Source organism: Mesorhizobium sp. WSM3626, assembly GCF_000513935.1.
Classification (GTDB): domain Bacteria; phylum Pseudomonadota; class Alphaproteobacteria; order Rhizobiales; family Rhizobiaceae; genus Mesorhizobium; species Mesorhizobium salmacidum.
Genome location: NZ_AZUY01000043.1, coordinates 37,277 through 53,604, shown reverse-complemented (window position 1 = coordinate 53,604; position 16,328 = coordinate 37,277). Strand labels below are relative to the sequence as shown.

The following is a 16,328-nucleotide window of genomic DNA, read 5'->3' as shown; positions in this document are numbered from 1 at the left end:
CATTTCGATCCAGCGATAGTAGCGCCGCTTCACGGATCGATAGTCGCCGAGCCGCTCGGGTAGATCACGCCAGCGCCCACCCGAGCGGGCCATCCACAGCAGGGCATCGAGGAACTTCCGGTTGTCGGTGCGCGGGCCGCGCTTGCCCTTCGTACCGCCAGGCACAAANCNCTTGATCCGTTCCCACTGATCCTCTCGAAGCGCATCGCAGTCNATCGCTNACCTCNAAAAATCAGCGTTGAATCTGATTTGCCCTTCCTTGGGAATCCCAACCCGTTAAATCGTCACTACGCCCTAGGGTCTCGGAATTTATCAGGACTTCCGTCGGCTTAGTGGGTACCCGCCCAGTCACAAAGATCGATCGACGGAACGACTTTGCTCTCACCGGGCTTGTGGCGGATTCAATTTGCTTGGCGCCCCACCATCCCTAGGGCAAACTCCCTGCCGGGGCTGCAGGAGGTGAAATGAGAGCACGCGCAGCAACGCTGGGGGATCTCGAGGACGTCTTCCATGGCCTGTCCAAGCGGATGTCGGACGAGTACGCGGCGGCTGGCAAGGACAGCAAGATCGCCTACGACAATCTGATGATGAATTTGAAGGAAGGCCGGGCGCATGCGCTTGTCGAGGGCGAGAAGGCCGTGGCGATCATCGCCTGGCATGAAAACAGCGACGCCGCCGATACGCTGTTTGCCGCGCAGGAGGATTTCTTCCGCGGCTCGACCGTCCGTTTCTGCAAGAGGCATATCAGGCATATCCAGGCGCTCGCCGGCAACCTTCCCATCCACTCGCGCAGTTGGCTCAAGGGGCCCGATGTCGCCAGATGGTTCGGCATTATCGGCTATGTCGAACGCGGCCAGGAGAACGGCGCCAAGCTGTTCGAACTGCCGCCGGCGCGCTGAATGGAAATTCTACCGCACCGCGAACGCCGCCTGAACCGTCCGATTGACCGTCACCGGCAGGATCGACATGTGGTTCTCGCCGGCATCCAACTCGAAGCTCGCCCGCAGGCCCGGGAGCGCCTCGAGACGTTCAGCCATTGCCCGAGAGCAGTGTGCCGAACAATCCGGCCGGGATTTGCCGGGCGCTGCGACTCCCCGCCGCAGCCGCCTAAGGCCTACCGGCCCTGAATTGATCGGCGGCATTGTCTTTCTCCCGCGGACACCGTCCACTATGGATGGGCGATGGCGTACCCTCCGGGCGGCGACGCTGTTGCATTCGAGCCAGGTGGCCGAAAGATCGGTGACAAGCGCGGCCGGAAAGTGTTGAAGATAATGGTCAACACGGAGAGGGACGTGCGATCGGGTTGCGCTCGGCAGGCGTTGATGGTTTGTTGCCGGTCAGCGGAGATCAAGTGATGCGAGAATCCATGGGTCAAGACGAATACGGGTCGGCGAGCCCCTTCGATCCGGACGACCTGCCGAATTTGAACGCGATCGGACCAGGGATCGGCAACAACGACTTCGAGAAATACGCGGTCGCCGTGATCATCGTGTTCGGCGCCCTGATCATCGGCGGGCTGATGGCAGCGTCGATGACTTTCGGCCATCGCAACGGCTTCCTCTTCGCGCTGGGCGGCGCCACGTCGGCCTGGATATCGGGTAACGCGCTGCTGCTCGACCGGCCACGCATCTATGCGCTGTTCGTCGGCATCGCTGCCTTGATGCTGATTGCATCGACCGTCACGCTGGTGACCTGAGGACTCCTGCCGGGCCATGAGGCGGAGGCCGGTCCGAAAGGCGGAATCCGGCCTCGTCAGGCAAGGAACAGGCTTGCGGCCTGTCAATATCCAAGCGCCTCGCCCGATGCCGCGCGGCTGTCGATTGCGCCATTGTAGCGCGCGCCACCGCCCTTCTCGATTTCCGCCAGGCTCTTGCCGCCGACCAGGATTCCGGCCGCCTGCCCCCAGCTCTGGTCAGCGAGATCGAGGTGATAGCCCATTCCGGCCAGCAGCCTTTCGGTGTCGGGCGAAAGCCCGAACGGCTCGATATAGACGGTGTCGGGCAGCCATTGGTGATGAATGCGCGGCGCATCGATCGCCTCCTGGATGTTCATGCCGTGGTCGATGACGTTGACGATCGCTTCCAGCGTGATGGTGATGATGCGCGAGCCGCCGGGGCTGCCGATGACCATGAACGGCTTGCCGTCCCTGGCCACGACTGTCGGGCTCATCGAGGACAGCGGCGTCTTCTTCGGCTGGATAGCGTTGGCTTCGCCCTGGATGAGGCCATAGAGGTTTGGCACGCCGGGTTTCTGGGTGAAGTCGTCCATCTCGTTGTTGAGCAGGATGCCGGTGCCGTCCGCCACTACGCCGGCGCCGAACGAGCCGTTCAACGTGTAGGTGACAGCGACCGCGTTGCCGTCCTTGTCGATAATCGAATAGTGCGTCGTCTCCTTCGATTCGCCAAAACCCTTCGGCATCAGGTCCTGCGACACACCGGCCCGGAACGGATCGATCTTGTCGCGGATGTCCTTGGCATAGGCTTTATCCAGCAGCTTGGAGACCGGGTTGTCGACGAAATCGGGATCGCCGAGCGCCGAGTTGCGGTCGACATAGGCGTGGCGCATCGCCTCGACCATGACATGCACCGTTTCGGCCGAGCCGGCGCCGAGATAGGACAGCGGGTAGCCTTCCAGCACGTTGAGGATTTCGCAGATGATGACGCCGCCTGAGCTCGGCGGCGGCGACGAGATGATCTCGTAGCCACGATAGGAGCAGGTGACGGGCTTCAGCTCGCGCACCGCATAGTGTTCGAAATCACCCTTGGCCAGGATACCGCCCCTGGCGCCGCTCGCCTTGACGATGGCGTCAGCGATGGCGCCTTTGTAGAAGGCATCGGGACCTCTCTCGGAAATGGCTGAGAGCGACGCGGCAAGGTCGGGCTGAACCAGCTTCTCGCCGATGCCATAGGGCTTGCCACCGGGTTTGAGGAAGGCGGCGGCCGCCGCTGGATCCCTCGCCAACCTTTCAGCGCCGCCGGCGAATGAGGCTGCATCGCCCTGGTTGAGGATGAACCCGTCCTTGGCATAGTTGATTGCCGGAGCCATCAGGTCCTGCCTGGACAAGGTGCCGTATTTCTGGCGCGCCATCTCGAAACCGGCGACGGAACCCGGTACGCCGACCGCGAGATAGCCGTCGAGGCTGGCGCCCTTCACCGGGTTGCCATCCTTGTCGAGATACATGGTCTTGGTCGCGGCAAGCGGCGCCCGCTCACGGAAATCGAGGAAGGTCGATTTGCCGTCCTTGAAGCGGATGGTCATGAAGCCGCCGCCACCGATATTGCCGGCGTTGGGGTAGACCACGGCCAAGGCATAGCCGACGGCGACAGCCGCATCGACGGCATTGCCGCCCTTTTTCAGAACCTCGACGCCAACTTCGGAAGCCAGATGCTGGGCCGTGACGACCATGCCGTTCTCGCCCTTGGCCGGTGCTGGTGACGCGGCGAAGGCCGATGGCGAAAAGGCGAAAGTGATGGAAAGGCTGAGGGCGATCAGCGTTCGGCGGGTGAGGTGCATGGCGGGTTCTCCAGGTGGTGCTTGCTAAGAAGAGCTACTTGGAGCGATCGAGTCCATCTTCAATGAAGACATTCACGGGTTGGTGACTGGCCGCTTGTGGGGAGATCCAGGGCGTGAGGGATCGCCAACCTTCAGACGTTTGTTCATCCAGGTTTGAGGCAGCTCAATCAGCTGAGACGTCGGCGGACACCCCCCTCTGTCCTGCCGGACATCTCCCCCNCAAAGGGGGAGATCGGCTCTACCTCAAACGATCCCGCCGGAGCCGCCAGCGACTGCCGGGCGTTCGGCTGCGACCTTGGCGCGGTAGCCCGCCGCCCGATAGGCGGCGACCGGATCGATGGCGCCACCGGTCCTCAGCCGCGCCATGGCAAGGATCGGCTCGACATCGGTGCGGTAAGCCGCCTTCAGCGTCTGCGTCGCCATCAGCGCGTCATTGCCGTCCTGAAAACCTTCCAGCGCCTTGCGGTCGACCAGCAGCGCCTGCGCATAGGCGCGCTGCACCTCGACCGCCGACAGCATCAGGCTTTCGATCGGATCGGTGACGTTGTGGCTCTGGTCGAGCATATGGGCGGGATCAAAGCCCTCGGCGCCGGAAAGCTCGGCATCGACCAGCTCGTTGAAGACGAGGAACAGCCGGTAGGGATCGATCGAGCCGGCATCGAGATCGTCGTCGCCATATTTCGAATCGTTGAAGTGGAAGCCGCCGAGTTTTTTGAACTGGATCAGCCGAGACACGATCATCTCGATGTTGACGTTGGGCGCATGGTGGCCGAGGTCGACGAGGCAGAACGCCTTGTCACCCAATTCCTTGGCGATGATGTAGTTGGTGCCCCAGTCCTGCACGACGGTGGAATAGAAGGCCGGCTCGTACATCTTGTGCTCGGTGAACAGCTTCCAGTCGGCCGGCAGGCCGGCATAGACTTGCCTCATGGCATCGAGATAGCGCTCGAAGGCTTTGGCGAAATTAACCTGGCCGGGGAAATTCGAGCCGTCGCCGATCCACACCGTCAATGCCCTGGAGCCCAGCGTCTTGCCGATCTCTATGCATTCGAGATTGTGCTCGACCGCCTGCCGGCGCGTACCGGCATCGGAATGCGACAGCGAACCGAATTTATAGGAGAGCTTCTGGTCCTTCGTGTCCGAGAAGGTGTTGGAATTCATGGCATCGAAACCGAGACCGAAGCGGGAGGCCGCCTGCTTCAGCCGGTTCGGATCGGCCTTGTCCCACGGGATGTGCAGGGAGACGGTCGGGGTCGCCTGCGTCAACTGCTTGATGACGGCGCAATCCTCGATCTTGTCGAAGATGTCGCGTGGCTCGCCGGCGCCCGGGAAGCGGGCGAAGCGAGTGCCGCCGGTGCCGACGCCCCAGGAGGGGATCGCGACGGCGAATTTCTCGACCTTGTCCCTGATGGCGTCGATGGCGATGCCGCGCCGGTCGAGGCGTTCGCCGAGCGAGGCGTAGTCGCGCTCGAGGTCTGCCTTGCGCGCGGCATTGCTCTTATCGACGATGTCGGCGGAGATGATGGATTCGGACACTGCTGTTCCTCCCAGAATGCATTCGGTCAGCGCTGCCCCTCATCCGGCCCTTCGGGCCACCTTCTCCCCGTATGGTGGCGGGGAGAAGGGAAGCGCTTCGACGTTAGCTCAGCGCGTAAAGCTCTGTGCGTTGCCGGCGTCGACGTTGATGATGTTGCCGGTCGACTTGGCCGACATGTCGGAGGCGAGGAAATAGATCGCCTCCGCGATGTCTTCCGGGAAGACGGAGCGCTTCAGCATCGAGCGCGAGCGGTAGTGCTCTTCGAGATCGTCGGTCGACATCTTGTAGGCGGCGGCGCGTTGTTCCTTCCACTCGCCGGTCCAGATCTTCGAGCCGCGCAACACAGCGTCCGGGTTGACGACATTGACCCGGATCTGCGCTTCCGCGCCTTCCAGCGCGAGACAGCGGGCCAGGTGGATTTCGGCGGCCTTGGCGGTGCAATAGGCGGCGGCATTGGGCGATGCGGCAAGGCCGTTCTTGGAGGCGACGAAGACGACATTGCCGCCGATCTTCTGTACCCGGAACAGCCGGAACGCTTCCCGCGAGACCAGGAAATAGCCGGTCGACAGGATATCCATGTTCTTGTTCCACAGCGCCAGCGTCGTCTCCTCGATCGGCGCCGAGGAGGCAAGGCCAGCATTGGAGACCAGAATGTCGATGCCGCCGAACTCGACCGCGGTCTCGGCGAAGCCGGCGACGACCTGATCCTCCGAGGTGACGTTGATGAGGACCGGCCGGACGAAATCCATGCCAAAGACCTTGGCCAGTTCCTCATTGGCACTAGCGAGCGCCGCCTCGTCGATATCGGCAAGCACCACGCAGGCGCCTTCGCGCAGCAGGCGGTTGGCCGTAGCCCGGCCGATGCCGCCGGCGCCGCCGGTGACCAGCGCGATCTGGCCGGCGAGAGACTTCGGCTTCGGCATGCGCTGCAGCTTCAGGTCCTCGAGCAGCCAGTACTCGATGTCGAAAGCCTCCTGCGCGGGCAGGCCGACATAGGACGAGACGGTGGACGCGCCGCGCATGACGTTAATGGCGTTGACGTAGAATTCGCCCGAGATGCGTGCGGTCGCTTTGTCGCCGGCGAAGGTGAACATGCCGACGCCGGGCATAAGATAGACCACCGCATTGGGATCGCGGATCGCGGGCGAATCCGCATGCTTGCAGCTGTCGTAATAGGCTTGGTAGCCGACACGATATTCGGCAATGTCGTCGGCGAGGCGCGCGATGACGGCATCGACGTCAGGCTTTGCCGGATCAAATTCGATGACCAGCGGCCGGATCTTGGTGCGCAGGAAATGATCCGGGCACGAGGTGCCGAGTGCGGCCAGCGGGCGCAAATTTTTCGAGTTGACGAATTCGAGCACGGCGGCCGAATCGTCGAAATGGCCGAGCTTGTGGCTCTTTTCCGAGATCAGGCCACGGATTCTCGGCATCAGCTTGGCGGCAACGGCACGGCGGTCAGCGGCGTCGAGCGACTTCACCACCTCGCCACCGAAAATCGCCATGCCTTCGGAGAGGCGCTCGAACCATTCGATCGCCTGGTTGATCACCGAGATCGTCGTCTCGTAGCACTCCTTGGGGGTGTCGCCCCAGGTGAACAGGCCGTGGCTTTCGAGGATGACGCCCTTGGCGGTTGGGTATTCGAGGCAGAATTTCTCCAGCCACAGGCCAAGCTCGAAGCCCGGCCGTTTCCACGGCAGCCAGCCAATGACGTCGCCGAAGATCTCCTTGGTCAGCACCCTGGAATCTTTCGCGGCGGCGATGGCGATGATGGCATCGGGGTGCATGTGGTCGACGAAGGGCTTCGGCACGTAGGCGTGCAGCGGCGTGTCGATCGAGGCCGCGCGTGGATTGAGGTTGAAGGTGCAGTGGGGCAGATAGCCCACCATCTCGTCCTCGTGCTCGACGCCGCGGTAAAGCCCCTTCAGCGCCCGCAACTTATCCATGTAGAGGGTGGCGAAGCCGTCCAGTTTGATCGAAGCGCTGTCGCCGCCCGAGCCCTTGACCCAAAGCACCTCGACATTCTCGCCGGTGAGCGGATCCTTCTGCCAGATCTTCGAGGAGGTATTGCCGCCGCCATAATTGGTGACGCGCTTGTCGGAGCCGAGCGTGTTCGAGCGATAGACCAGAAGCTCGGGCTCGCTCATCCCCTGTGCCTTCGCATCATCCCACAGATTGGCGAGGCGCGAGCCGGAGCGCTTGTCGAGCATAGGTAATCCTCCCTTGGAGCGCGGACGATGCGCTCCTTTTTCGCCCGGGAATGTCTACGCAAGAGGCGAGCTTGTCAATCACAAACGATCAACATCAATCATATTGCACTGCACAATGAAATTATATGATCGGAAATGATTGACACTGCTCGTTTTGGGTGCCTAGATGCTGAGGCAGGGAGGAACCATGCACGAAAAAGAGCGCCACAGGATCATTCTGTCCGCCGTCCAGGAAAAACCTGTGGTCACGGTGCAGGAGATGGTCGACCTGACGGAATCCTCCGAGGCGACGATCCGGCGCGACATCGCTGCTCTCCATGTCCAGAAACGCCTGCGCCGGGTGCGCGGCGGCGCCGAGGCGATCTCGCCGCCGCAGTTCATCGGGCTGGCGGGCCGCCCCTTCTCCGTTAACGAAACGCTCAACGCCGCGCAGAAGCGGGCGATCGCTCGCGAAGCGGTCGAACTGTGCAAGGACGGCGAGCCGATCATCATCAATGGCGGCACCACCACCTTCCAGATGGTGCATTTCCTGACCGGCCGCCGCATGCCGATCTTCACCAATTCGTTCCCGATCGCCGAGCACCTGCTCAAGCACTCCAAGAACACGGTGATGCTGTCGGGCGGCACGATCTATCGCGAGCAGAACATCATCCTGTCGCCTTTCGACAACGACGTGACGCGCAATTTCTACGCGCGCCGCATGTTCATGGGCGCTCAAGGGTTGGGGCCTCTCGGCCTGATGGAAGGCGATCCGCTGCTGATCCAGGCGGAGCAGAAGCTGATCGACCAGGCCGACGAACTGGTGGTGTTGGTCGATTCCTCGAAATTCCGCAAACGCTCCAGCCTGATCCTGTGTGGCCTTTCGCGCATCGCAACCGTCATCACCGATGACGGCATCGAGGATCGCGAGGCAAAGATGCTGGAAACCGCGGGGGTGACGCTGATCGTCGCCCGCAAGTCGACAAAGGAAGAATCTTCACTGCAGGCCTGAGACACCCTCACGCCGCAGCGGCGATGGAATGCAACGCTCAAGGGAGGAAAAACGATGAGCTTTCTGAAGAAATTGATGGTGACGGCGGCCTTCTCGGCCGCCATGTTCGTGAATGCCGCCTATGCCGAGAACGTCAAGATCGCGCTGGTGGTCAAGTCGCTCGGCAACGGCTTCTTCGATGCCGCCAACAAGGGCGCGCAAGAGGCGGCCAAGGAACTCGGCGACGTCGACATCATCTACACCGGCCCGACCAAGGCGACCGCCGAGGCGCAGATCGAAGTGGTCAATTCGCTGATCGCGCAGAAGGTCAACGCCATCGCGATTTCCGCCAATGACGCCGACGCGCTGGTGCCGGTGCTGAAGAAGGCCATGGAGCGTGGCATCACCGTCATCTCCTGGGATTCGGGCGTCGCCAAGGAAGGACGCCAGCTTCACCTCAACCCGTCCGACACCGGCCTGATCGGCGAGACCATCATCAAGCTCGCCGCCGACTATCTGCCGGAAGGCGGCGATGTCGCCATCCTTTCGGCCTCCTCGACCGCGACCAACCAGAATTCCTGGATCGAAGCGGCCAAGAAGGTGCTGCCGGAGAAGTTCCCCAAGATCAAGCTCGTTGCCACTGTCTATGGCGATGACGACTCGGCCAAGAGCACCGACGAAGCCAAGGGCCTCTTGAAGTCCTATCCGAACCTCAAGGCGATCATCGCGCCGACCACCGTCGGCGTCGTCGCCGCCGCCCAGGTCGTCACCGACGAGAACCTGATCGGCAAGGTCAACGTCACGGGCCTGGCGCTGCCGTCGGAGTTCAAGAAGTTCATCGACAACGGCGCCAGCCAGGCGGTTGCGCTGTGGAACCCGATCGACCTCGGTTACTCCGCCGTCTACCTCGCCCATGACCTGGCGGTGAAAAAGGAAAAGGCCAAGCCGGGCGCCACGCTGTCGATCGGCCGCGTCGGCAAGGTCAGGCTCGACGACACCAACTCGGCCGCGATGGCTCCGCCCTTCCAGTTCGACAAGAGCAACATCGAGAAGTTCTCCAAGATCTATTGATCCTGGCGCCTTCAATGGCGCGGCGGGGCTTTGGTCCCGCCGCGACTTCAAACGGACCTAGTTTCAGGGCTTGATACGGATATGGACACGACAGCCCAACGCAGCGAGACAAAGGAGCGGCCTGCAGCCTCGGCTCCACGCCTGACGCTGTCCGGCATATCCAAGAGCTTTCCCGGCGTGCGGGCGCTGCACAATGTCAGCCTTTCGCTTTATCCAGGCCAGGTGACCGCGCTGATCGGTGAAAACGGCGCCGGCAAGTCGACGCTGGTCAAGATCATGACCGGCATCTACCAGCCCGATGCGGGGACCATCAGCATTGACGGCCAGCCCGTCACCTTGCCCAGCGCGCATGCGGCCTTCGGCCACGGCGTTACCGCCATCCATCAGGAGACGGTTCTGTTCGACGATCTCAGCGTCGCCGAAAACATTTTCCTTGGCCATGCGCCACGCTCGCGCTTCGGCACCATCGACTGGCGCACGATGCGCAAGAATGCGCGAGAAGTGCTCAACACCATGCATGCCGGCCATATCGACGCCGATGCGCGGCTCAGGGATCTCGGCATCGCCAACAAGCATCTCGTCGCGGTCGCGCGCGCCATGTCGATCGATTCTCAGATCGTCATCATGGACGAGCCGACCGCCGCCCTTTCGATGAAGGAGATCGAGGAGCTGTTCCTGCTCATCGAGTTCCTCAAGGAGCAGGGCAAGGCGGTCCTGTTCATCAGCCACAAGTTCGACGAGATCTATCGCATCGCCGACCGCTACACCGTATTCCGCGACGGCGAGATGGTCGGCGAAGGCCTGATCAGGGATGCCGGCCAGAGCCAGATCGTGCGCATGATGGTGGGCCGCGCGGTCGACCACATCTTTCCGCAGCGCAAGGCCGAGATCGGCGCGCCGGTGCTCTCCGTTTCCGGCCTGTCGCACCCGACCGAATTCAACGACATCGGCTTCGAACTGCGCAAGGGCGAGATCCTCGGCTTCTACGGCCTGGTCGGTGCCGGGCGCAGCGAGGTCATGCAGGCGATTTCCGGCATCACGCGCACCAGCAGCGGCACGATCACGCTGGAAGGCAAGGCGATCGCGCCGAAATCGGCGGCGGATTCGATCGAAGCCGGTATCGTCTACGTGCCGGAGGAACGCGGCAAGCAGGGCGTGGTGATCGGCCTGCCGATCTTCCAGAATGTTTCTCTCCCTTCGCTCGCCCGGACCTCCAAATCCGGCGTGCTTCGGCTGGCGGAGGAATTTTCGCTGGCCCGTTCCTTTACAGAAAGGCTTGACCTCAGGGCCTCCTCGCTCAGCCAGGATGTCGGAACGCTTTCGGGTGGAAACCAGCAGAAGGTGGTCATCGCCAAATGGCTGGCGACGACACCCAAGGTGATCATCCTGGACGAGCCGACCAAGGGCATCGACATCGGCTCCAAGGCCGCCGTGCACGGCTTCATGGCGGAGCTTGTGGCGCAGGGCCTGTCGGTGATCATGGTGTCGTCGGAGCTGCCCGAAATCCTCGGCATGTCCGACCGCGTCGTCGTCATGCGCGAGGGTCTCGTCGCGGCGGTCTACGACAACAAGGGACTGGACGCCGAGACGTTGGTCAGGACGGCAGCGGGAATCGCGGCATGAAAGCATTCCTCAAATACCGCGAAATCTGGCTGCTCGCGGCCATCGTCGTGCTGATCGGGCTGATCTCGACGCGCTTTCCGGCCTTTGCCGATGCAGGCAATCTGCGCCAGGTGTTCAACGACACCTCGATCCTGATGATCCTGGCGCTCGGCCAGATGGTCGTCATCCTGACGCGCTCCATCGACCTGTCGATGGCCTCCAATCTGTGCTTCACCGGCATGGTGGTGGCGATGCTTAACGCCGCGCATCCGGCAATCCCGATCCCGCTGCTGATCGTCATCGCGCTTGCCGTCGGACTGGTGCTCGGCGCCATCAACGGCCTGCTGGTGTGGCGGCTGAACATCCCCTCGATCGTGGTGACGCTGGGCACGCTGACCATCTATCGCGGCGCTACTTTCGTCCTGTCCGGCGGCGCCTGGGTCAATGCCGACAAGATGAGCCCGGACTTCATCGGCTTCCAGCGCGCTGCTTTCCTCGGCATTCCCGTGCTGTCCTTGATCGCCATACTGGTCATCGGACTGTTCTTCGTGCTGATGACACGCACCGCGCTCGGCCGGTCGATCTATGCCATCGGCGTCAATCCGACGGCCTCGGTCTATACCGGCATCGATGTCGGCCGCACGAAATTCATCGTCTTCTGCATCTCCGGCATGATCGGTGGTCTCTGCGGTTATCTCTGGATTTCGCGCTACGTCATTGCCTCGGTCGAGGTCGCCAACGGCTATGAACTAAACATCATCGCCGCTTGCGTCATCGGCGGCATCTCGATCGCCGGCGGCATCGGTTCGGTCGGAGGTGCCGTGCTCGGTGCGCTGTTCCTCGGCATCATCTCCAATGCGTTGCCGGTCATCAACATCTCGCCCTTCTGGCAGATGGCGATTTCGGGCAGCGCCATCATCCTGGCCGTCGTGCTCAACGCGCGCGGCGAACGCCAGCAGGGCCGCATCATCCTGAGAAAGGTGGAAGCGGCATGACCGACGTCCCCGCCCCGCGCCACATTCCCGACCGGCTCGACAAGCCGCTCTCTTCGGCGATCTTTTCCTGGGAAGCGCTGCTGGTCGTGGTGGCCATCGCCATCTTTGCCATCAACACCTTCGCCTCACCCTATTTCCTCGACCCCTATTCGCTCTCCGATCTCACCTTCAACTTCACTGAAAAGGGTCTAATCGCCTTTGCAATGGCATTGCTGATCATCTCCGGCGAGATCGATCTGTCGGTGGCCGCCATCATCGCGCTGGCATCGACCATGATGGGCATGGCGGTGCAGGCCGGCGCCGGCACGCCAGTGCTTGTCCTGATCGGCATCGTCGTCGGCCTCGGCTGCGGCGCCTTCAACGGGCTGCTGGTCACGCGCCTCGGCTTGCCTTCCATCGTCGTCACCATCGGCACGATGAGCCTGTTTCGCGGCATCGCCTTCATCATCCTCGGCGACCAGGCCTACAAGGGCTATCCTGAAAGCTTCGCCTTCTTCGGCCAGGGTTATGTCTGGTGGGTGGTGTCGTTCGAACTGGTGCTCTTCCTCATCGCGGCTGTCGTCTACTGGTTCATGCTCCACCGCACGAGTTTCGGCCGCCGTGTCTTCGCCATCGGCAACAATCCGGTCGCGGCACAGTTTTCCGGCGTGCGCGTCGGCCGCATAAAATTCATCCTGTTTTGCCTGACCGGGCTGATGTCGGGCATCGCCTCGGTGCTGATCACCTCGCGGCTCGGCTCGACACGGCCGTCTATCGCCCAAGGTTATGAGCTCGAAGTCATCACCATGGTGGTGCTGGGCGGCGTCAGCATCCTTGGCGGCGCCGGCAGCATTCTGGGCGTCGTGCTCGCCGCCTTCATCATGGGGCTGGTGACCTTCGGCCTCGGCCTGCTCAACGTACCCGGCATCGTCATGTCGATTTTCATCGGCCTGCTCCTGATCATCGTTATCGCGCTGCCGATCGTCTGGCGCCGGCTGCGAGGGAGACGCCTGGCCTGATGTCCGAGAAATACGCATTCAAGATGATGCTCAAGCCCGGCATGAAGGCCGAGTACAAGAAGCGCCACGATGAAATCTGGCCGGCGCTGGTCGCGTTGCTCAAGCAGGCCGGCGTCTCCGACTATTCGATCCATCTCGACGAAGAGACCAATATCCTGTTTGGGGTGCTGTGGCGGCGCGATGGTCACGGCATGGACGATCTGCCGAAGCATCCGGTGATGCAGCGCTGGTGGGCCGAAATGGCCGATATCATGGAGACCAGGCCGGACAATGAACCGGTGGCGGTGCCCCTGGAAATAATGTTCCATATGGAATGAGCGCGATCCGCCACATCGCCGTCATCGATATCGGCAAGACCAACGCCAAGGTGGCGCTGGTCGATCTCGCCACGTTGAGCGAGGTGGCGCTGCGCCGCATGGCGAACGCGCCGGTGCGCCAAGCGCCCTACCCGCATCACGATGTCGAAGCGCTGTGGGTTTTCATCCTCGACGGCCTTGCCGCGCTCAACCATGAACAGCGCATCGACGCGATTTCGATCACCACCCATGGCGCGACCGGCGTGCTGGTCGACGCCTCCGGCGAACTCGTGCTGCCTGTTCTCGACTATGAATTCGACGGGCCCGACGAGCTTGCGGAAGGCTATGATGCGATCCGCCCGCCCTTCTCCGAGACCGGCACGCCGCGCCTGCCGCTCGGCCTCAATCTCGGCGCGCAATTCTTCTGGCAGCAGCAAAGCTTCCCGACGGAGTTCGCCAGGGCCGCCGCGATGCTGATGTACCCACAATACTGGGCGTTGCGCCTGACCGGTGTCGTCGCCAACGAGGTCACCTCGCTCGGCTGCCACACCGATCTGTGGAACCCCTGGACGGGGGATTTTTCGGCGCTGGTCGACCGCCTGGGCTGGCGCGACCTGATGGCTCCCGTGCGGCCGGCCAGGGACCGTCTTGGCTCGATCCTGCCCACGCTTGCGGAGCGGACCGGGCTCGACCCACAAACGCCGGTCTTTTGCGGCCTGCATGATTCCAATGCCTCCCTGCTGCCGCATCTCCTGTCCGATGCGCCGCCCTTCACGGTGGTTTCGACCGGCACCTGGGTGGTATCGATGGCGGTCGCCGGCAAGGCGGTCGCGCTCGACCCGGCGCGCGATACGCTGGTCAACGTCAACGCGCTCGGCAACCCCGTGCCCTCGGCGCGGTTCATGGGCGGCCGCGAATTCTCGCTGCTGACCGAAGGCTCGGCGCAGAACTGGAACGACAGCGATGTCGCCGCGGTGCTGGCGCGCAAGACATTGCTTTTGCCTTCGATCCAGCAAGGCTCGGGGCCATTTCCGCATCACACCGCCGCATGGCGCAAGGGCGAGGCGATCCCTCCCGGCCAGCGCTTTGCCGCCATCTCCTTCTACCTGGCGCTGATGACCGCCACTTGCCTCGACCTGATCGGCGGCGATGGTCCGACGACCGTCGAGGGACCGTTCGCGCGCAACCAATTGTTCACGCGGATGCTCGCCGCCAGTACCGGCCGCGCGGTCGTCGCATCGGAAGCCGCTACCGGCACCAGCATCGGGGCCGCCCTGCTGGCATCGGACCAGGGAGCCGCGCATGGCATGGGCCAGAGACAACAGCCGCCGGCCGATCCGGCCTGGGCGGAGTATGCGCGCGCGTGGCGGGCGGCCGTCGAGGCTGTTGGCTGATCAGAGGATCCGCTTGCCGAAGGCCGACATGACGAAGCTGATGGTATCGGTGCCGATCCTGGGCTCCAGATCGGCACTCAGGCCCGAGACATTCATCGACAGCAGTCCGCCGGAAAGCGCGATCGCCTCCATGGCCTGATGCGTCTCGCGCACGGTGAGGCCGCCGGAACCAGCCGCCCAGCCGGCGAATTCGGTCACATCAGGCGAGTAGCTGACGTGAAATCCTTGCGTGCCCGAGGTGGCGATGCGGATCGCCTCATGCATCAGGTCGCGCATGCCCATGGCGTCGATGTCGGTCATGGTGAAGGCCGAGACGCGCGAATCCTTCAGCACCCGCACTTCGGCCGGGTCGGCATGGCGCAGTCCGACGATGACGACGTTTTCCGGCGACAGCTGCGGCTGCAGCGCGCCGGCCTTGTGGTCGAGGCCAAGCGAGCGCGCCAGTACCGACACTTCCGGCAGGTCGATGCCGTCCTCGTCCTCGGGCATCAGCGCGGCGATGGAATCGATCCAGATCAGGCCGAAGGAGTGCGTCGCGCGCGCCGTTGCCGTCAGCGCGTTGTGGGCGATACGACGATCGGCGCCCGCGGCTAACCGGATCAGGCCCGAGGGCGGCCGGTCGATATCGGCCAGCTCGACGACGTCGAAATTCATCGCCTCCAGCCGGGCGCCGGTTCCCTCCCGGGCGAGGATGCGCGCCGCTTCCGCTTCGGCCGAAATCGACACCATCTTGCGGCCGGAGAAATCCGCGACATCGTGCATTGGTGCTTTTTCGACATATTCCGAGGTCATTGCCAAAAGCATGGCGCCATAGCTCATGCGGAAGGCAACGCGATCGCCAACGGCGAGCGGCGGATCGGCGTCCTGGACGTCGAGCAGCAGATGGTCACTGGAGGCGCCGAGCACCCTTATGCCCTTGGCGATCGGGCTCAGCCCTTCGACCAGCACATCCTCGCGGCCGATATTGGCGATGGCGCGCAACCTGTCGCCTTCGTCGGGGAAGACAGGCTGGTTGCCGAAGGCATCGTAGCCGGAGGTGCCGATCGGCCGTGACGGTTTCAGCTTGACCTCGATGACGTCGCTGGTCAGCCGGCAGGCATCGGGTTCGAGTTCGGCCCATGGCACGTCGCGGAAGGTCTCGACGCCGCCTTGCAGGATCGCCTCGCCGACGCGCAGATTGTTGAGGCCGGCCGGCAATTTGCCTTCGAGCAGCAGCGGCAGCGACGACGAGGCGCCACCGGAGATGAAGTCCAGGCTTTTGCCGGACAGGCGCTCGGTCTTGTAGGCATGGGCGACGAGCTGGCCGAGATTTTCTTCCGTCGGCGTGATGGCGCCGAAGCAGCCGAGATTGGTGCCGATGCCGGCGATGCGTACGCCCTTCATGTCGAGAATCTGCTCGACCGTGGGGATGAGGTCGTTCGGCCAGATGCCCTCCCGGAGATCGCCGAGATCGATCATCAGCATGATGTCGTGGACGCGGCCCATGCGCTCGGCGATGCGCGAGATTTCACGGATGATCGTCAGCTCCGACTGCAGGCTGACGTCGACGGTGCGCACCACTTCCTCCACACGCGCCATCGGCGGGCTGCGCAACAGCATGATCGGCGCGCTGATACCGCTGTCGCGCAGTCGGCGGATGTTCTCGAAGCGGGATTCGGCAATGCCGGCGACGCCGCCGCGCAGCATGGCGCGCGCCACCTGCGGCATGCCGCAAAGTGCCCTTGGTGACGCCGAACACCTTG

Annotated in this window: 14 protein-coding genes and 1 pseudogene; 9 read left to right on the top strand and 6 right to left on the bottom strand. The window is 63.1% G+C overall.

Annotated elements, in window-relative coordinates:
* Positions 1–216 (bottom strand): IS5/IS1182 family transposase (locus M653_RS01000000133380; RefSeq protein ID WP_032935982.1); only part of this gene is annotated, 216 nt, incomplete at its 3' end.
* Positions 217–464: 248 nt separating this feature from the next.
* Between M653_RS01000000133380 and M653_RS0124470 the strand changes: the two genes are divergently transcribed.
* The gene (locus M653_RS0124470) at positions 465–899 is read left to right on the top strand and encodes a hypothetical protein (RefSeq protein WP_027145699.1); all 435 of its coding nucleotides are present in this window, start codon (positions 465–467) and stop codon (positions 897–899) included.
* Positions 900–908: 9 nt separating this feature from the next.
* On the opposite strand, the pseudogene M653_RS1000000136890 reads toward M653_RS0124470, so the two are convergent.
* Positions 909–1,046 (bottom strand): annotated as a pseudogene (locus M653_RS1000000136890) (alpha/beta hydrolase); the annotation flags it as partial.
* A gap of 308 nt (positions 1,047–1,354) precedes the next feature.
* Here M653_RS1000000136890 and M653_RS01000000133375 point away from each other — a divergent pair.
* A complete protein-coding gene (locus M653_RS01000000133375; RefSeq protein ID WP_084636831.1) occupies positions 1,355–1,696 on the top strand; it encodes a hypothetical protein in 342 nt (113 codons plus the stop codon).
* A gap of 83 nt (positions 1,697–1,779) precedes the next feature.
* Here M653_RS01000000133375 and ggt read toward each other — a convergent pair whose 3' ends face one another.
* From ggt to M653_RS0124440, 3 genes are all read right to left on the bottom strand, one after another.
* Entirely contained in the window at positions 1,780–3,513 is a 1,734-nt protein-coding gene (gene ggt, locus M653_RS0124450; protein ID WP_027145697.1) for a gamma-glutamyltransferase, read from the bottom strand.
* 243 nt (positions 3,514–3,756) lie between these two features.
* Positions 3,757–5,049, bottom strand: a complete 1,293-nt coding sequence (gene rhaI / locus M653_RS0124445; RefSeq protein ID WP_027145696.1) for an L-rhamnose catabolism isomerase — start codon at positions 5,047–5,049, stop codon at positions 3,757–3,759.
* A gap of 108 nt (positions 5,050–5,157) precedes the next feature.
* Positions 5,158–7,260 carry a bifunctional rhamnulose-1-phosphate aldolase/short-chain dehydrogenase gene (locus M653_RS0124440; RefSeq protein WP_027145695.1) on the bottom strand — a complete coding sequence of 701 codons (2,103 nt, stop codon included), beginning with the start codon at positions 7,258–7,260 and terminating at the stop codon, positions 5,158–5,160.
* 187 nt (positions 7,261–7,447) lie between these two features.
* On the opposite strand from M653_RS0124440, the gene M653_RS0124435 reads away from it, so the two are divergent.
* From M653_RS0124435 to M653_RS0124405, 7 genes are all read left to right on the top strand, one after another.
* Complete coding sequence (locus tag M653_RS0124435) at positions 7,448–8,251, top strand: DeoR/GlpR family DNA-binding transcription regulator (RefSeq protein WP_027145694.1); 804 nt, start codon at positions 7,448–7,450, stop codon at positions 8,249–8,251.
* Between the two features lie 54 nt (positions 8,252–8,305).
* Positions 8,306–9,301 carry a rhamnose ABC transporter substrate-binding protein gene (rhaS, locus tag M653_RS0124430; RefSeq protein ID WP_027145693.1) on the top strand — a complete coding sequence of 332 codons (996 nt, stop codon included), beginning with the start codon at positions 8,306–8,308 and terminating at the stop codon, positions 9,299–9,301.
* 81 nt (positions 9,302–9,382) lie between these two features.
* Entirely contained in the window at positions 9,383–10,924 is a 1,542-nt protein-coding gene (locus M653_RS0124425) for a sugar ABC transporter ATP-binding protein (RefSeq protein WP_027145692.1), read from the top strand.
* Positions 10,921–11,898 (top strand): ABC transporter permease, encoded by a 978-nt coding sequence (locus M653_RS0124420; protein ID WP_027145691.1) that lies wholly within the window; start codon positions 10,921–10,923, stop codon positions 11,896–11,898. Before M653_RS0124425 ends, M653_RS0124420 begins: the two co-directional genes overlap by 4 nt.
* Positions 11,895–12,896, top strand: a complete 1,002-nt coding sequence (locus tag M653_RS0124415) for an ABC transporter permease (RefSeq protein WP_027145690.1) — start codon at positions 11,895–11,897, stop codon at positions 12,894–12,896. The genes M653_RS0124420 and M653_RS0124415 overlap by 4 nt, the downstream gene beginning before the upstream one ends.
* Positions 12,896–13,213, top strand: coding sequence for an L-rhamnose mutarotase (gene rhaM / locus M653_RS0124410; protein WP_027145689.1), 318 nt, complete (start codon positions 12,896–12,898; stop codon positions 13,211–13,213). The genes M653_RS0124415 and rhaM overlap by 1 nt, the downstream gene beginning before the upstream one ends.
* Positions 13,210–14,586, top strand: a complete 1,377-nt coding sequence (locus M653_RS0124405; RefSeq protein ID WP_027145688.1) for an FGGY-family carbohydrate kinase — start codon at positions 13,210–13,212, stop codon at positions 14,584–14,586. Before rhaM ends, M653_RS0124405 begins: the two co-directional genes overlap by 4 nt.
* Here M653_RS0124405 and M653_RS1000000134675 read toward each other — a convergent pair whose 3' ends face one another.
* A complete protein-coding gene (locus tag M653_RS1000000134675) occupies positions 14,587–16,293 on the bottom strand; it encodes an alanine racemase (protein ID WP_245262304.1) in 1,707 nt (568 codons plus the stop codon).
* Between the last annotated feature and the right edge of the window lie 35 nt (positions 16,294–16,328).